This is a genomic window from Methanococcoides burtonii DSM 6242 (assembly GCF_000013725.1).
GTDB lineage: Archaea > Halobacteriota > Methanosarcinia > Methanosarcinales > Methanosarcinaceae > Methanococcoides > Methanococcoides burtonii.
On the sequence record NC_007955.1, the window covers coordinates 1953301 to 1968667 of the forward strand.

Consider the following 15367-nt stretch of genomic DNA (forward strand, 5'->3'; position numbering starts at 1 on the left):
ACCCTATTCATAAATGACTTCATTGTGTCCTCTTCCTTCTATTAGACTGTTGTCTGCTAATATATAAATATACAATTAATGGGATTGTGGAAAGAACACACAGAATTGTGATAAATGAGGATATAAGGAATAATATGTTCTCTTTCATTGTGAGTGGTTGGTATTCAATTCCCTGATCCTTGCTGCTATCAATTGGTCCGAACGAATACACATATAGTCTCATCGGTTTTGATTCAAATGTTCCTTTTGTACCACTTTCATCTTCAAATGCTACTTTAGTGACAGGCAGTTCATAGGTCGCTTCTTCCTTTGCAAACATCGTATAGACGATCTGTTCTTCTTCCCCTACACCAATATGTCCTTCCCAGCTTCTTTGCCCACTGACAAATTCAAATCCTGTAGGTATGTTCTCTGTAAAGGATACGGTTGCATCCCTGGTGCCAACATTACGTATATTTATGGTGATATCTACTTCTTCTCCTGTATAGATATCAGTTAAACTAACATCCTTCTCAACTTCAAGCATTGTACCGTTAACAGTGATTTCACCACTCTCTTCTGAATTGACGCTATAAGTCTCTCCCTGTGAATACCAGTTTGCAAATGCCGGTAATATCTCAAAATTACCAGGAGCCGTGGGTATAACACTGTATGTTATCGTTTTTGACTTTCCGGAACCGATAAAGAAATTCCATTGGGTAGAAGCTATGTCTACGGGCAGGAATGAGGGAGGTATTGGATCATTCACAGTTACTTCATGTCCAATGCTTGCATTGTTGAATATCAGTAGGGTGAAAAATATCTCAGGTACATCTATCTCTTCTTGCAACTGGCTGTCATCATATGTTTTTGAGATCGCGATATACGGTTCGACAAAGGTAACTGCGTTTGTTGATGTCTGGTAGTTGTTCCCTTTGTAGTCATAGCCTTCAACTAGAACACTGATCTCTACATCTGTTCCAGTCGGAGTCTCCGGGATCGTAAGAATTACGGGGGTAATCTGGTAATTTGAAGTGTCTAATATTGGGATCTCAAAGCTATCAGTTTCGATCTGTGCATTGGTTGCAGAAGATGTGACCGTCATCCCTCTGGCTGGTATGGTTCCCTCATTTTTTACAAGAATGTTAAAGACAGGTTCTTCATTTGGAAAATATGTCATGTCAAGATCCTGTATCTCAAGGTTAAGTGCTGGCTTACCAGGCTGGTATGGTAGTATTGTGATAGTCTGTCCTATCTTATCAATGTAGGTCAATCGAATAAGAACTTCCTCGAAGTAGCGATGGTGGTTACCTGTAATATACTCGTCACTATGGCTTTGTTCATCCTTTGTGACCTCTATGGATGCAACATCATCGTTAATTTCAACAGCTTTGATATTGATCCCATTCATTTCATAGCTTTCTCCAACACCTATATTAATTATTCTTTCAGGTATCCATACAAGCTCGTATTCATGAATGTACATCTCAAGGGCTATCATGGTCTCGTTTATTGCTAGTGTTCTGACCTTGAGGTTTTCGTCATAGAGGAACTCATTGTTCAAGTCAGCATCTGCAAAGAAAGTCTCTTTGAATTCCCCGTCAACATAAAAGAGAACCGTTGCGGAATATTCACTATCTTCTGGTCGTATCTCATGCAATTTCACAGTGTACTTTCCAGCAGAAGCTTTGTCATCATCTGAAAGTTCAAAGACTCCCTGATGTACCCATATCTCTTCATATTGAAATTCAAAGGCAGAAACTGTCGTGCACATTAAAAAAAATACTATAATAACTGTGAGGACAGCACGGTTCAAATGCATTAGGCTTTTTATGTGCTTCATACCGTTTAAATATACCGTTTATATTCCAACACACATATACTGCTTTGTTGGTTTATCTCTCAATAACATTTAATTATAGAACATTCATTACGTAAACTATGCTAACAAAAAGGATAATTCCTTGTCTTGATGTTACGCTTGATGCGTCAGGTGGGACCGTTGTCAAGGGCGTTGAATTCGTTGACCTGAAAAAAGCAGGTGACCCTGTGGACCTTGCAAAGCGCTATAATGAGCAGGGTGCGGATGAGCTTGTTTTCCTTGATATTACCGCATCCCACGAAGGCCGTTCCACAATGATAGATGTCATCGAGCGGACTGCGAATGAGGTATTCATTCCTTTGACGGTCGGGGGAGGCATAAATTCTGTCGAAGATGTCAGGCAGATCCTCCGGGCAGGTGCTGATAAGGTATCTGTCAATACAGCAGCAGTAAAGAACCCGGAATTTATTCGCGAGGCTTCTAATATCTTCGGTTCACAATGTATTGTAACAGCTATCGATTGTAAGCGTAACCTAGATGTCGAGAACAATCAGGACAAGACAATACTTGAACTTGAGGATGGTACTCTTGCATGGTATGAAGTCGTCATCTATGGTGGCAGAGAACCTACCGGACTGGATACTGTCCAGTGGGCGAAGAAGGTGGAAGAGCTCGGTTCAGGCGAGATCCTTCTGACAAGCATGAACCGTGATGGGACCTATGATGGTTTTGATATTCCTATTACAAAGAAGCTCTCTGAAGAGCTTGATATTCCAATAATAGCTTCTGGTGGCGTTGGTAACCCTGAGCACATGTACAAGGGTTTCGTTGACGGTAAAGCCGATGCAGGACTTGCTGCAAGTATCTTCCATTTCGGGGAATATACTGTGCGTGATGTAAAGGAAGCACTTCGGGCAAAGAATATTCCAGTGCGCCTTTAATTTAATTTCAGGGGACAATAGCATGGAAATATCCGAATTCCAGAAACTCATGTATGACCTTTATGCCCATAATGACAAACGCAGGGGCGGACCTGCCACGACACTCTGGCTTGTCGAAGAGGTAGGAGAGCTCGCAGAGGCTATTCGAAGGAATGATATGGAAAACCTAAGGGAAGAGCTTGCTGACTGTTTTGCGTGGATAGGTGCATTGGCGAATCTCTATGATATTGATCTTGAAAAAGCATTTCTTGAAAAATATCCGCTTGTATGTCCTACATGCAGGAAGAATCCATGTATCTGTACTGATTGATATTTGAGACCGGCTTTTTTGGTATGCCTTATTTTCAAATTTTTTTCCTTCTTTTTTGTTCTATCATTCGTTTCAGATAAGATCTGACATCTTTCAAACATTGAAAATAAATACGTATTTTGTAATAATAATGTGGGAAGTTATTTGTACTATCGTTCTTCTCTATAATTGGTGAAAATTTATGGAAAACTCCCAGAAAATAGTGGGATGTACATTACTATTACTTGTTATGTTCGCATCAGTGATGTCTGCCGGTTGTCTTCGGGACTTTGAGGATAGTAGTCAGCTTGAGATCTCAAACGTGGATATCTCTTCAGAAAAAATAAGAAGTAGCTATGTAGATCTCAATGTTACGACCGAAATTAAGAGTCGATTTGCAGATAGTAATAATGTATCCATTCTTTTGAAAGTGTATGATAAAGATACTGGTTTTCTTGATATGGAACGAGATGTTTTCATAGGGTTTGTAGAAAACGGTGATACGGTATTCATACCTATAGAACTTACACTTTTGAAAGAAGGTGGTTATCGAATGGAAGTACAGCTTCTTGAAGATGATCAGGTGAAAAGGTCTCGTCGCCTGGATATTTCAAATCTGGATTCTTTAGTTCCTGATGTGGCGGATATTGGGATCGAGATCGGAGATGTTGATTTTATTGTAAAGGGTGTCGTTGACAACAAGGTTGAGTTGCAGGCGGACATTTACCTTTCAAATGAAGGAAGAGCCCTGAGTGATGATTACAGGGTGCTCATCAAGGCACGGGAAATGGATGCCAGCCTGCTTGCAGATAAAGCATGGACAAACACAGGTTCTATCCTTCCTGAAACAACAAAGATCGTTTCAGTGGGTCTGACAGTTCCTAAGAACTACAATTACATTGTCGATGTGATCATCTGGGACAATGATACTATTATCAAGCGTGGTGAAAGTGAGATTCAGTTAAGTCCTGAAACAGTTCTTGACAAAGATACAGTTGTTCAGAAAAAAGTGATCGATGCAGAGGACTTTGAAAGGATATTTGTGGATGAAGTTTCCGAGGAGTCTTCTGAGGAATATGGTATGGAAACTCCCGGGTTCACCATATTATTTGCATTGGCTTCGATATTAAGTGCTGTGATCATACGCAGGAGGAGATTATAATGGATGAGAATATACCGGATGATAAAATTACATTTGAACGTTATTTCAAGTTAGGCGTTTTTGGACTCGCAATGATATTTTTGATCTTGTCAGCATTCCAGCTGTATATTTCCATAGAACGTATCATTTATACCTGGTTCGAGCACCAGTATGTTCCGATAGTCAGATCATTTGTCAATCTAGCAGTATTGGTTCTTAGCGTCTATATAATAAGGCTCTATTTTGTGAACAAATGAGTGAGTTTTCTCTCTCATTTTTTAATTTATATCCTTCTTTTTTTTGGGTTGCTTTGTCTAATCATACTTATATATGTTCAGTTGTTTGATAGCAGATATATAAGTCTTGATCATTGAAACTTTATCGGACATGCTGTGAATACAATGAACGAAAAACCTGAACTTTTGGCTCCGGCAGGAACCTGGGACTCCTTTGTGGCTGCTGTTGAGAACGGGGCTGATGCTGTCTATCTCGGAGCGAAGGCGCTGGGTGCGAGGGCTTTTGCCGGAAATTTCACTCTTGAAGAGATAGGCGAGGCTGTGGATTATGCTCATCTTCGTGGCGTCAAGGTCTTTGTGACCGTCAATACCCTTGTTAAAGACATGCAGATGAAAAAAGCAGCGAATATGCTGTGCTTCCTTAGTGAATGCGGGGCTGATGCTGTCATTGTTCAGGATTTAGGTCTGCTTCATCTGGCAAAGGATATCGTTCCTGATCTGCCCATACATGCAAGTACACAGATGACCGTTCACAATAGTGAGGGTGTTCTTTTTCTTGAGGAGCTTGGTGTCAAGAGGGTAGTACTTGCAAGGGAGATGTCCATCGATGAGATCAGGCAGGTAAGGGGAAAGACGAACATTGAGCTTGAAACGTTCATTCATGGTGCTCTTTGCATATCCTATTCAGGGCAGTGCCTTTTGAGCAGTGTCATTGGTGGCAGGAGTGGAAACCGTGGGCAATGTGCCCAGCCCTGCAGGAAATCCTATGAGCTGCTGGGGTATGATGGGGCTGTAAGTACAGAAGGACCTTATCTTTTAAGTCCTAAGGACCTGAACAGCAAAGATGTCCTTCCACAACTTATTGAAGCGGGTGTCTCTTCTTTCAAGATAGAAGGGCGGATGAAAAGACCCGAATATGTTGCGGGTGTTGTTGGTATATACAGGAAATTGATCGATCGTTATTTTGATGATCCTGATGCGTATTTTGTTTCAAAGGACGAAAGCCTTGCTCTCGAACAGTTGTTCAACAGGGGATTCACGGATGCTTATTTGAAAGGTTCCAGGGTCGGGATGATGAGCCGGGAACAGCCATACAGTAGAGGACTGGTTGCAGGTACTGTTGTAGGTTACAATGAAGAAGATAGGCGTATAATTGCGAACCTTTCCGCAAAGCTGGAGCTTGGCGATGGTATTGGTCTCGAGGGGATGGAAGGTGCAGGAGAGAACATCACTCAAATGACCATTAACGGGGAGCAGGTAACTTCGGCTCAGGCGGGGGATGTTGTAGAGATATCATTTGGAAGGGAACTTCCGGAAGGCTCGATGATCTTCAGGACAATGGACCGGGCTTTGATGGACTCTCTCAAACGTACGTTCACATCATCAAAACCTGTCAGGAAGGTTCCAGTATCTATTAAAGCAGATGTAGTGGCAGGCTCAAGCATTGTCCTTGAAATGGAAGATGGGGATGGCAACCGTGTTTCTGTTCTATCGGATTATGTGGTCGAGGTCGCACAAAAAAAACCTACTGATAAAGAGCAGATCGAAAAACAGCTTTTAAAACTGGGTAATTCCGTTTTCGAGGCTTCCTCGATCGATGTGAACATTACCGGTGAGGTGTTCATTCCCATAAAACAGCTCAATGATGTGAGGAACAATGCGGTTTCCCTTCTGGGCGCTGCAAGGATGGAGAAATGGCATCGTCCAGGGCATGGCAAATGTGTTTTGCCTGATGTGCCCTGTGAGAAGAATAGCTCTGAAAAACCGTTGCTCGTTGTCAGTGTTGACACTCTCAAGAGGCTGAATGCAGCTATTGAGGGCGGTGCTGATGTCCTTTATGTCGGAGGGGAATTCTTCAGGGGACGTAAGTATATCGATCTGGAAGAGGCAGTTGCTATCTGCAAGGACAATGGTCGTAGGGTCTATGTGAACAGTTCCAGGATAGTGTCGGAAGACGATATGGATGCTGTGAGGGAATTGTTCGGACTGGCAAAGAAGCTTGAAGTTGATGGCGTTGTCGTTTCCAATTACGGTACCTATCATCTTGCCATGGGCTTTGGTCTTCCTGTAGTTGCGGACAGTCCTATGAATGTCTTTAATGTCCGTTCCTATGCTGCCATGAAAAAGCTTGGAGCTGCTTCGGTGGTTCTGTCTCCCGAAATGTCGATCGCACAGGTGGAAGAGGTCGCAGAATGCGGACCTGTGGAATGTATCGTACATGGTCGCCAGGATGTCATGGTTTCACGCTATTGTATGCTTGGTGACCTTTTAGGGAATAAGGATGGATGCATTCAGGTTTGTGAAGAAGAGGATTTCGAACTGGTCGATGAGCTGGATTATTATTTCCCTTTGCTGGTGGATTCGGATTGCAGGATGCATGTGCTTAACTCCAAGGAGCTTTGTCTGCTTGGGAACATGGATATCATCCTTCGGGCAGGCGTTGCAGCCATAAGAATCGAGGCAAGGACAATGGATGTGGATCTGGTGGCGAAAGTAACTCACCGTTATCGTGGAGTTCTGGATGGTAAAAAGGCCGGCCGCTGTAAGGATATCACAGATGGCTATACTGCAGGGCATTATCTGCGAGGTGTGGTATGAAGGTATTTCTGTCCGGCTCGATCCGTGGGGGGCGGCAGATGCTTCCCACTTACCAGTTCATTTGCAGGTTCCTGAGGAATAAGGGCCATGAAGTATTGAGCTGGCATGTTGCGGACAGCGAGGTCGAAGGCAAGGAATCCCTTCTGACGGAGACTCAGATATATGAAAGGGATATGTCCTTTTTGCAGGACAGCGAATGCATGATCGCAGAGGTCAGTATGCCTTCCATTGGTGTTGGTTATGAGGTATGTTCCGCGATCAAAAAAGGCATTCCTGTAATGTGTGTACACATGCCGGATTCCAATGTTTCTGCAATGTTGCTCGGGAATACGTATGCTGATATCTCTGTAAGGTTATGGGGATAGTTCTGAACTGGAACTTATTCTGGATGGGTTTTTGAGCTCTTTTAAAAGCAAAAATTAAATACCTTTGATATCTATTTTATACCGATCAATATGGTAATGGAACTGATAATAGTACTGGTTGCAATAATTGCGGCCTTTATATTGTACAAAGTGCTTAAAAGCATCAAGAATATGGTTGTAAACACGGTGCTTGGCATCGTTATCCTTCTTGTGGCAAAGTTCGTTTTGGGGATAAACATCGCATTCACCTGGGTAACTATACTTGTTTGTGCACTGGCAGGAGTTGTCGGCGCCTTGCTTTTAGTGCTTTTAGCTTATCTTGGTATCACTTTCTGATACCTTTTGAATGATGCCGTTGACCATGTGGCGGGTATAGGACTCGCCTTTGAATATTTTTTTTGTTATCACATCATTGATGTCGTTCGTGGTGAATCCACAGAAAAGGCTTTTCAGTTCTTCCTTTGTAAAATAGTGATAGATTATCCCGCTCTGGCGAACAAATGTGTGTTCTTCGACCTCTTCTCCGCCATATCTCATGTCGTTTATGCCGAAGACCTCAAGGAATATCATGCCTCCGGGCTTTAAGATACGTTCAAATTCGCAGGCCGCTGTTTCTCTTTCTTTTCTGAGAAGGTGCTGCAGCACCCCAAAACAGACAATGGCATCAAAACTGTTGTTCTGGAACGGAAGGTCGGTGATCGAGGCTGTGGAGTGGTGTGCTTCTCTATCCCTTTTTGCAAGATACTCTTTTGAAGCTGTCAATGCCTTTGTGGATACATCGATCCCAATACAATTGTAATAATTAGATAAGGGTAGAAGGTGGCGACCATTTCCTGAACCGGCATCAAGGATGCGACCCTTTTCAGGTATTCGTGAGCGTATTGCATCTATGGGTGCTGCTCCGCCCCATTTCACATGGGAGTATTCGTCCTCCCATGCTGTGAAATGAGATATGGTCGTTCTACCTTCTGTCATGTTCAGGGTCGGTACAAGGCTGCTTCACTGAAGCGCTTTGCAAGGAAGTCCTGGTCGATGGATGAAAGGAACCATCCGGCTTTTGGACCCGACTGCTGGCCAAGTACTGATGTATAGATGGCTTTGAACATATCTTTGGGATTTATCTCCACATCATCAACGCCCAGTTTTGCAGCTATCTTATTGTTCAGCTGCGAACCTGCTTCCTTTGAAGAATAAACGAGGTTATGATAATCTTCGCCTGTCAGTTCTCCACTGTCCCCTATGATCTCCGAGACTGCACCGAGGAATGCTTTCTGTTCATCTGTGAGGCTTGCTGTCTCTTCAGGCAGTTCGTCCTTCACGCTGAACTTTGCAAATGGTGGTGCGTACATCTCGAGCCAGTTAGCGACATTGTTCACAAGTTCCCTTATACACTTCTCGTTGGTGGTGTCGTAGCCGGCACGTCCAATGATCTTCATGATCTTGTCGAAGTCACCATGCGCGACCTGGGCAATGGTGGTCATATGCTTGAACGGTATATCGGTGTGGCAGATGCCCTTTGCGTGGGATAGTTCCAGTACGCGCTTGTTAAGGCCTTCGATCTCAGTGTTGGAGTTGAGGCGTTCATATTCATCCACAAGTGTCAGCAATGGCTGTGCAGGGTCGAACTTGATGTGTTTTTCAGGCTTTGTACGCATGATAAGGTAACGCAATACTTCCGGTGGCACTACTTTGAGCATGTCGGAGATCGATACAACAACACCGCTTGATGATGACATTGCTCCCTTCTGTCCGAGCATGATCCATTCATAGACTATAGGCTGAGGTGGTTCGTGGTCGAATATCTCCCTCACTATCCTCTTTCCTGTATCGTATGAACCGCCTCTTGAAGCATGGTCCTTTCCGAAGGGTTCGACTGTTACATTCAGCATCTTCCATTTTGCAGGCCAGTCCACACGCCATGTGAGCTTTCCGCCGCCTATCATTGAGACCGTGCCGGAGTGTCCGCAGGAACATTCGTAGTCAACGGTTTCTGCATCTGCATCAAATCCGGTGACCGTTGCGGTATTGATCTTCTTACATTCCTGGCATATAGGATTGAAAGGGCTCCACTCAGGAAGGACATCCTTTCCTGATACTTCTTTCAGGATCTTTGCGATATCATCTCTTTTTATGAGGGCTGCCTTGATAGCTTCAACAAACCTTCCGCTCTTGTAAAGCTCATCTGCACGATATACCTTAGGGTGTATTCCCAGTTTCTCAAGACCTTCAAGGAAAGGTGTGAGGAAGTGCTCTGCGTAGCTCTTACATTCTCCGCATGGACATGGGATCTCGGAAATAGGTTTTCCCACATGTTCTGCATAGCTTTCAGGGAGGAACGGGTAGACCTTACGGAGAGGGTCGAAATTATCTGCAATGTATATGAACTCGGATTCGAGTCCTGCATCGTTCATTGCCCTGTAAGCTGCATCAGCTGTTACGACCTCTCTCATATTCCCTATATGGATGTGACCGGAGGGGGTAATTCCGGTGGATACCAGATGTTTATTGCCATTTTTTGCTGCTTCTTCAGCAATAACATCTGCCCAGTGTGTAATTTCAGTCATTTTGATCACCGATAATAAGATAATTGATGTACAGATGGATTTCAATATTATAAGGTTAGTTGAAAATGTTTTTAGTAGTTTTAGAATCTTGCAAAATGTGTGGCACAATTGTCTGGTTCTTTAGGAATTATGATTTTACTAGATACTTTTGGTTCATTGTATTTCTCTTTTGTTCAGTATAAAATAAACTAAATTTGAGACTATTTAATTATTAGTTGCGAATTTAAAATCTTAATTAATAGAAATCTGTTTTAGTATTTGCTTATAGTATAGTGACAACAATACTTTTTCATCATGACCTACATAACTATTATGAGCAATTAGATTTCGACATTTAGCAATTTCAGTAATTTTAGCTGTGATCCAATGAAGCTCAGGGAAATCCTTTTCGAAGACTGACCAATTACGTTCGATGAGCCGACTAAAATCTTCAAGGTCAAAATAAAACAAATCATTTCCCCCTCTCAAAGATAACCACTTGTGTTTTTCTTCGTCTGCTTTTCTATTTTTCAGTTTGTCTGAGAGACCTCTCACAATTGCAATTTTGTCTAAATAGTTCTCTCCATGTTCTTCTTTGAAACGCTTGTCAATAAATAATCTTAAACTATTCTCTATACAATAAACTAAAGTATAAACTTCTGCCATTTCTTTGCTTTTTTCAATTAAATCGCTTGGAACAATCGCCTCTAAGTTTTTAGTTACTGTGGTGTCTTCTTGAATTTTTGATACTATATGTTCCACAGATAAACCTTGGCTCAATTTGAATTCGAAAAATCCCTCTTCTGATTTGTAGTAGCCTAACTCATTCGCACACTTTGTTAGCTTTCGGAGTATGTTGTTTTCTAAGAATTGATTGCATGTTGGGCAAACTACATTTAAATTATTATAATCGTAATATTTTTCATTGTATAGTGCACAATTAATTGAATCATGTCTTCTACAAATTATATGCCTTGGTAAGCTGTCAATTAAATAATTAATGAAGTCCGCTATGGACTCTGGATCGTTTTCATAAGCATCCCTTAAAAATTGATTGATATCAGAGTCATATTGAAAATCTTTATTCCCCCAGTCTCTTAAATTGTGGGGTATATGTTCTCCTAGTAGGGAAGAATCTGCAATATTTGCAATATTAATCGTATCCTTAAGAGAAGCAATAGCTGAATACAGACATCTGAGTTTCGTTCCCAACAATTCACTATTTTCCAAACCAATTCCTCAACTATCATAAATAAATTTGCAAACGATCTCAAACTTCGATCTTAATCAGTCACTCCACTATTTCTGTTACGATCTCTTCAAGATCACAGAAGTTCGACCAGAAATTGTAGGCTCCTGCATTGATGAACACCAGCTCGTCCCCGATCTTTGGTTCATCCTTTAAGTAAACACGATACCTGAACAGGTCCATGGAACATGGTGTGCACCCTTTCACAACATAGGGTTCTCCACTATCGTTGCCGACCTCACCTTCAATTCGAAGTTTCACGGGAACCAGGATCGCATCCATGTCGCTGTTATATACAGATGCGTTCACTATGATGTTGTTATCATATACTCCTGTTATGTGGCTCACAAGTTTCCCTGCAGGTGCGGATATGAACCTGCCTGGTTCTATCATGAGCTTGATTTCCTTTTCATGAAGCCATTCCCGAAGTTCGGATATGCGTCTGAATATTCCGTTTATGACATCAACATTGGTGTTGGCATATTCTGAAGGCAGCCCTCCTCCGATGTTCAGTATGTCGATGGCTTCCAGTGTTCCTTCAGTGAGTGCGTCCTCTATCTCAGGCTGGATCTTCCATTCGTTCACGTTCTGTGTTTTCCTGTGGAAGTGAACCCCAAGCTTTTCGATGTTCTTGTTACCTTTAAGCTGAGCTATCCTTTTGTTGATGGTGTCCGAGCTCATTCCGAAAACGAAGTAACGTTCAGTGCGTATGGAGTGTTCCTTAAGCTTGAGGCGTAACAATAATGTGATCTTCCAGTCGGTATCATCGACTGTAGAAAGCAATGTATCGAGATCGAACTCGTTATCAACTGCAAAGGAACGGATGCCTTTCTCGTAAAGCTCCCTTATCATCTCAGGTGTCCATGCCTGTGCCAGGAACAATACCCTTGACATGTCCTCTGTGTGCTTCAGCTCGTTTGGCATGTGGACACTCAGAAGCCCATCGGTCTCAGCTTCGATCAACGGGCTGACCTTCGGGTTCGTCTTTGAGCTGAATGCTACAATATCCGCTACGTCCTTGACCTTGTGGTATTGCTCAAGGATTATCTTTTTTGAAAGGGTGAATCTGGGGGCAGGTATGTTGCTGTTCATTTTACCACTCCGGTGGTCCTGTTCTCCTGCAGCCCTTTAAGCAGACCATCGGCTGCCAGTTCATCAAGTGCCCTTATCATTGCCAGAGGGAAGGTTATGCTCACATCTCCTATGACCGTAGCAACATCACTTTCGTCCTTGACTTTTCCCCATGACTTTGCTTCATTGGTGTTAGCCCCTGACATGCTTCCTGAGGTGCGGTGAGCAGTTGTCATATATACTGCATATTCAGCACCTCCGTTCAGGAGGGTGCTCAAGATGGCATGATGCTTTGAGATGGACCCACCAAGGGCTATGACCCCCTTGCGGTCATCATGACTGCTGGCAAAAAGGATGTTCCCGAAGTCCTTCACTACATCCACGATAAAATCCGGGTGTTCCTGCTGGAACAGATAGAGGTGGAATCCGAACGCTCCATCGGTTATGGCAGGACAGAATATAGGTACGTTGTTCTTCGCAGCCTGATAGAGTATGGAGCTCTCATCATCGAGCATAAGTCCTATCTCCCTGAGCATATCCGAAACTGCCCAGCGGTTTTGCTTTTCGTAAAGCTCTTTGAGGATCTTATCGACGAGGCTCTCGAAGTTCATGTAACTCTCTGTTTTGATGAGCAGGTTCCCGACACGGTTGATTCCCTGTTCATGAAGTTCAACATCATCTGTATGGAAAGAGCCTATCTGGAAATCCTCTCCTGTGGCTTTCATTATATCTTCTTCAAGACCGCCTACGGTAGTGACGATGACATCGGCAACGCCAAGGTCTATGAGTTGTGCAAAGAATCCGCGAAGCCCTGAGGTAACCATGTTCGAGGTAAATGTAAGGAAGACCTTTGCTGAATCCTTTTTCATCTTCACGATCACATCGGATGCCCGCTGAAGCTCTACACTCTGGAATCCTATGAACTCATAGGAATCGACAAGCTCTGATACTGTCATGTTTTGCTTCCATTTAAGGTCCTTTACTTTTACCATTAAAGATCACCGTTTAAATATGAGGTTGATGGAATCTTTGAATCATATATAAATGTTGGTCTGTTTTGATTTTGTTAAGTCGAGAAGCATTTCAAACATACTTACCGATACGCACTGTTTTATCTTGTGAGAGAAAGGATTGAATCTTTCCGGAAATTAAACCCGAAATAACAGTGAAGGTGGCTGAATTTTTGCTATAAATATAGGTTCAATTTTATTCGTAGCTTAAGGCAAGAATATAAACTTCTGGTGTATAGTGTTTCTTAGTAAACTACAATGAGGTGTTAGACATGTCTCAAGAAAATTCAAATAGCAAATTGTTCTACGTTGTACTTGCCCTGTCAATAGCTCTCGTCCTAATGGCAGCAGCTATGTTTGCAGGTTCAGGTACGTCTGTACAACCCGGATCAGAAAATACAATCCAGATGAGTGGAAGTGCTGAGGAAAAAGTCGTTCCTGACACTGCATCAATTAGCATAGGTGTAGTAATCGATGCGGACACTTCAAAAGAAGCATCCGTGGAAAATGCAGCTATAATGGCAACTGTTTTGCAGGAACTCAAGGATCTCGGTCTGGAGGATAAAGATATCAGAACGTCCTATGTTTCTGTTTACCCAATCTACAATTACGATGGTGTACGCACAATAGAGGGCTACTCAGCTTCCAACAGTGTAGAGATTATAACTACTAATCTCGAACTCCTTAGTGATATTGTTGATAAATCTGCAGCGGCCGGGGCCAACCAGATAGGCGGTGTATCCTTTTCAGTTTCTGATGAAATGCAAAAAGAGCTTCGTGAAGAATTAATCGATGAAGCAGTAGCAGATGCATCCTCAAAAGCTGAACTGCTCGCTGACAGCCTTGGTGTCAGAATAGTTGGTGTACAGGCATCATCAATAAGTGATGGTTTCAGCTCCCGGGTTTTCTTCGATGTAGCGGAAGAAGCAATGGATATGGGAGGCAGCTCCACTCCAATCATGTCTGGTGAATCAACCGTTTCAATGTCAGTGCATGTAACGTATCTTATTAAGTAATCTGTACGTGGACTCATGGAATAAATGGGGACTTTTGTTTCTTTTTATTCTTACTTTTTTTAATTAAGAATATCAGATTTTGGATATTCTTGTTAAAGTCACTTTAAACCATTTCCCATTTTCCTTTGTAGTTTACAATCTTTGCAGGAAAATTAGGTACTGGAAGAGTTGTAACTGTTTCACTTAATAGTTTGTATTTGCAGATGTCGTCTTTTTCGTGATATTGATTTAAATGAACAATAATGTTCTCGTAATAATTATCTGTCGTCTTTAATTTTCTTGGAGCTTTACTTGTAAAGCCACAAACCCATCCGCCATCATTTTTACTTGGATTTTCAACTATGATGTTTTGTTTTTCTATATTATAATCAAATCTTCTGAATGAAGTTAGTGGCTCGTTTACTTCTTCATATCTGTTCTTATCTTTTCAATCTTCTTTTTTTCTCCCGTCTATCGAAACATATTTAAGTCTCTTCTCAATAGCCTTGACTATGATCCCGAAAAAAGCATTCGTGGTAAAAGGCACAGGCGTGCACAAGGATAAACTGGCATCTTTCGAGCTTGCGTTAAGGGATGCGGGTATCGAAAAATTCAACCTTGTGACCGTTTCAAGCATACTACCTCCGAACTGTTCTATTGTTTCAAGGAAAGAGGGCCTTGAAGAACTTGCTCCCGGGCAGATAGTATATTGTGTCATGGCAAAGAACCAGACCAATGAGCCGGAACGGATGATCGCAGCAGCTATTGGGAATGCAGTGCCTGTTGATAGTAATGATTATGGCTATATCTCCGAACATCATTCTTTTGGGGAGGATGAACGGACTGCGGGGATCTATGCGGAAGACCTTGCAGCTACAATGCTCGCTACCACGCTTGGCATCGAGTTCGATGCTGATTCTGCGTGGGGGGAAAGGGAACGGGTGTATAAGGCGAGTGGTCATATATTCGATACTGTTCACTATTGCCGCTGTGTAAAAGGGGATGAAAACGGGCTGTGGACAACGGTCGTTGTTTCTATGGTATTCGTTCTTTGAATTGGTATGTATCCGAATAATTTTCGGTATGGCTAACCACAATTTATATATTTAGAACAGGGATTATAGCCAC

At 42.5% G+C, this 15367-nt stretch carries 15 protein-coding genes; 9 read left to right on the forward strand and 6 right to left on the reverse strand.

The window, feature by feature from the left end; genetic code table 11:
- Window positions 1–19: 19 nt before the first annotated feature.
- Window positions 20–1801 (reverse strand): DUF11 domain-containing protein, encoded by a 1782-nt coding sequence (locus MBUR_RS09610; RefSeq protein ID WP_198003735.1) that lies wholly within the window; start codon window positions 1799–1801, stop codon window positions 20–22.
- Between the two features lie 119 nt (window positions 1802–1920).
- On the opposite strand from MBUR_RS09610, the gene hisF reads away from it, so the two are divergent.
- The 7 genes from hisF to MBUR_RS09645 all read left to right on the forward strand — a co-directional run bounded on the left by hisF (window position 1921) and on the right by MBUR_RS09645 (window position 7707).
- Window positions 1921–2742, forward strand: coding sequence for an imidazole glycerol phosphate synthase subunit HisF (gene hisF / locus MBUR_RS09615; RefSeq protein WP_011499883.1), 822 nt, complete (start codon window positions 1921–1923; stop codon window positions 2740–2742).
- Window positions 2743–2764: 22 nt separating this feature from the next.
- Window positions 2765–3052 (forward strand): MazG nucleotide pyrophosphohydrolase domain-containing protein, encoded by a 288-nt coding sequence (locus MBUR_RS09620; RefSeq protein WP_011499884.1) that lies wholly within the window; start codon window positions 2765–2767, stop codon window positions 3050–3052.
- 181 nt (window positions 3053–3233) lie between these two features.
- Window positions 3234–4193: a DUF7490 domain-containing protein gene (locus MBUR_RS09625; protein WP_011499885.1), complete on the forward strand. Its 960-nt coding sequence runs from the start codon at window positions 3234–3236 to the stop codon at window positions 4191–4193.
- A complete protein-coding gene (locus MBUR_RS09630) occupies window positions 4193–4429 on the forward strand; it encodes a hypothetical protein (RefSeq protein ID WP_011499886.1) in 237 nt (78 codons plus the stop codon). The genes MBUR_RS09625 and MBUR_RS09630 overlap by 1 nt, the downstream gene beginning before the upstream one ends.
- A 144-nt stretch (window positions 4430–4573) precedes the next feature.
- Window positions 4574–7006, forward strand: coding sequence for a DUF3656 domain-containing U32 family peptidase (locus MBUR_RS09635; RefSeq protein ID WP_011499887.1), 2433 nt, complete (start codon window positions 4574–4576; stop codon window positions 7004–7006).
- Window positions 7003–7371: a nucleoside 2-deoxyribosyltransferase gene (locus MBUR_RS09640; RefSeq protein WP_011499888.1), complete on the forward strand. Its 369-nt coding sequence runs from the start codon at window positions 7003–7005 to the stop codon at window positions 7369–7371. The genes MBUR_RS09635 and MBUR_RS09640 overlap by 4 nt, the downstream gene beginning before the upstream one ends.
- Before the next feature lie 96 nt (window positions 7372–7467).
- A complete protein-coding gene (locus MBUR_RS09645; RefSeq protein WP_232221895.1) occupies window positions 7468–7707 on the forward strand; it encodes a pro-sigmaK processing inhibitor BofA family protein in 240 nt (79 codons plus the stop codon).
- Here MBUR_RS09645 and MBUR_RS09650 read toward each other — a convergent pair.
- The 5 genes from MBUR_RS09650 to MBUR_RS09670 form a co-directional block, all read right to left on the reverse strand.
- On the reverse strand, window positions 7681–8346 hold the full coding sequence (locus tag MBUR_RS09650; protein ID WP_011499890.1) for a class I SAM-dependent methyltransferase: 666 nt from the start codon (window positions 8344–8346) through the stop codon (window positions 7681–7683). The two genes, MBUR_RS09645 and MBUR_RS09650, sit on opposite strands and share 27 nt — an antisense overlap.
- A 2-nt stretch (window positions 8347–8348) precedes the next feature.
- Window positions 8349–9935: a lysine--tRNA ligase gene (lysS, locus tag MBUR_RS09655; protein WP_011499891.1), complete on the reverse strand. Its 1587-nt coding sequence runs from the start codon at window positions 9933–9935 to the stop codon at window positions 8349–8351.
- A 231-nt stretch (window positions 9936–10166) separates the two neighbouring features.
- Window positions 10167–11144: a Swt1 family HEPN domain-containing protein gene (locus MBUR_RS13075; protein ID WP_052286229.1), complete on the reverse strand. Its 978-nt coding sequence runs from the start codon at window positions 11142–11144 to the stop codon at window positions 10167–10169.
- A gap of 61 nt (window positions 11145–11205) precedes the next feature.
- Window positions 11206–12255, reverse strand: a complete 1050-nt coding sequence (locus MBUR_RS09665) for a decarboxylase (RefSeq protein ID WP_011499893.1) — start codon at window positions 12253–12255, stop codon at window positions 11206–11208.
- A complete protein-coding gene (locus MBUR_RS09670; protein ID WP_011499894.1) occupies window positions 12252–13226 on the reverse strand; it encodes a deoxyhypusine synthase family protein in 975 nt (324 codons plus the stop codon). Before MBUR_RS09670 ends, MBUR_RS09665 begins: the two co-directional genes overlap by 4 nt.
- A 290-nt stretch (window positions 13227–13516) precedes the next feature.
- Between MBUR_RS09670 and MBUR_RS09675 the strand changes: the two genes are divergently transcribed.
- Window positions 13517–14260, forward strand: coding sequence for an SIMPL domain-containing protein (locus MBUR_RS09675; RefSeq protein WP_011499895.1), 744 nt, complete (start codon window positions 13517–13519; stop codon window positions 14258–14260).
- 491 nt (window positions 14261–14751) lie between these two features.
- Window positions 14752–15294 (forward strand): pyruvoyl-dependent arginine decarboxylase, encoded by a 543-nt coding sequence (locus MBUR_RS09680; protein ID WP_011499896.1) that lies wholly within the window; start codon window positions 14752–14754, stop codon window positions 15292–15294.
- The last annotated feature ends 73 nt before the right edge of the window (window positions 15295–15367 follow it).

Excerpts from the sequence above, each read along its gene's own strand:
- MBUR_RS09610 (WP_198003735.1), bottom strand. The coding sequence starts at position 1,801 with ATGCATTTGAACCGTGCTGTCCTCACAGTTATTATAGTATTTTTTTTA.
- hisF (WP_011499883.1), top strand. The coding sequence starts at position 1,921 with ATGCTAACAAAAAGGATAATTCCTTGTCTTGATGTTACGCTTGATGCG.
- MBUR_RS09620 (WP_011499884.1), top strand. The coding sequence starts at position 2,765 with ATGGAAATATCCGAATTCCAGAAACTCATGTATGACCTTTATGCCCAT.
- MBUR_RS09625 (WP_011499885.1), top strand. The coding sequence starts at position 3,234 with ATGGAAAACTCCCAGAAAATAGTGGGATGTACATTACTATTACTTGTT.
- MBUR_RS09630 (WP_011499886.1), top strand. The coding sequence starts at position 4,193 with ATGGATGAGAATATACCGGATGATAAAATTACATTTGAACGTTATTTC.
- MBUR_RS09635 (WP_011499887.1), top strand. The coding sequence starts at position 4,574 with ATGAACGAAAAACCTGAACTTTTGGCTCCGGCAGGAACCTGGGACTCC.
- MBUR_RS09640 (WP_011499888.1), top strand. The coding sequence starts at position 7,003 with ATGAAGGTATTTCTGTCCGGCTCGATCCGTGGGGGGCGGCAGATGCTT.
- MBUR_RS09645 (WP_232221895.1), top strand. The coding sequence starts at position 7,468 with ATGGAACTGATAATAGTACTGGTTGCAATAATTGCGGCCTTTATATTG.
- MBUR_RS09650 (WP_011499890.1), bottom strand. The coding sequence starts at position 8,346 with ATGACAGAAGGTAGAACGACCATATCTCATTTCACAGCATGGGAGGAC.
- lysS (WP_011499891.1), bottom strand. The coding sequence starts at position 9,935 with ATGACTGAAATTACACACTGGGCAGATGTTATTGCTGAAGAAGCAGCA.
- MBUR_RS09665 (WP_011499893.1), bottom strand. The coding sequence starts at position 12,255 with ATGAACAGCAACATACCTGCCCCCAGATTCACCCTTTCAAAAAAGATA.
- MBUR_RS09670 (WP_011499894.1), bottom strand. The coding sequence starts at position 13,226 with ATGGTAAAAGTAAAGGACCTTAAATGGAAGCAAAACATGACAGTATCA.
- MBUR_RS09675 (WP_011499895.1), top strand. The coding sequence starts at position 13,517 with ATGTCTCAAGAAAATTCAAATAGCAAATTGTTCTACGTTGTACTTGCC.
- MBUR_RS09680 (WP_011499896.1), top strand. The coding sequence starts at position 14,752 with ATGATCCCGAAAAAAGCATTCGTGGTAAAAGGCACAGGCGTGCACAAG.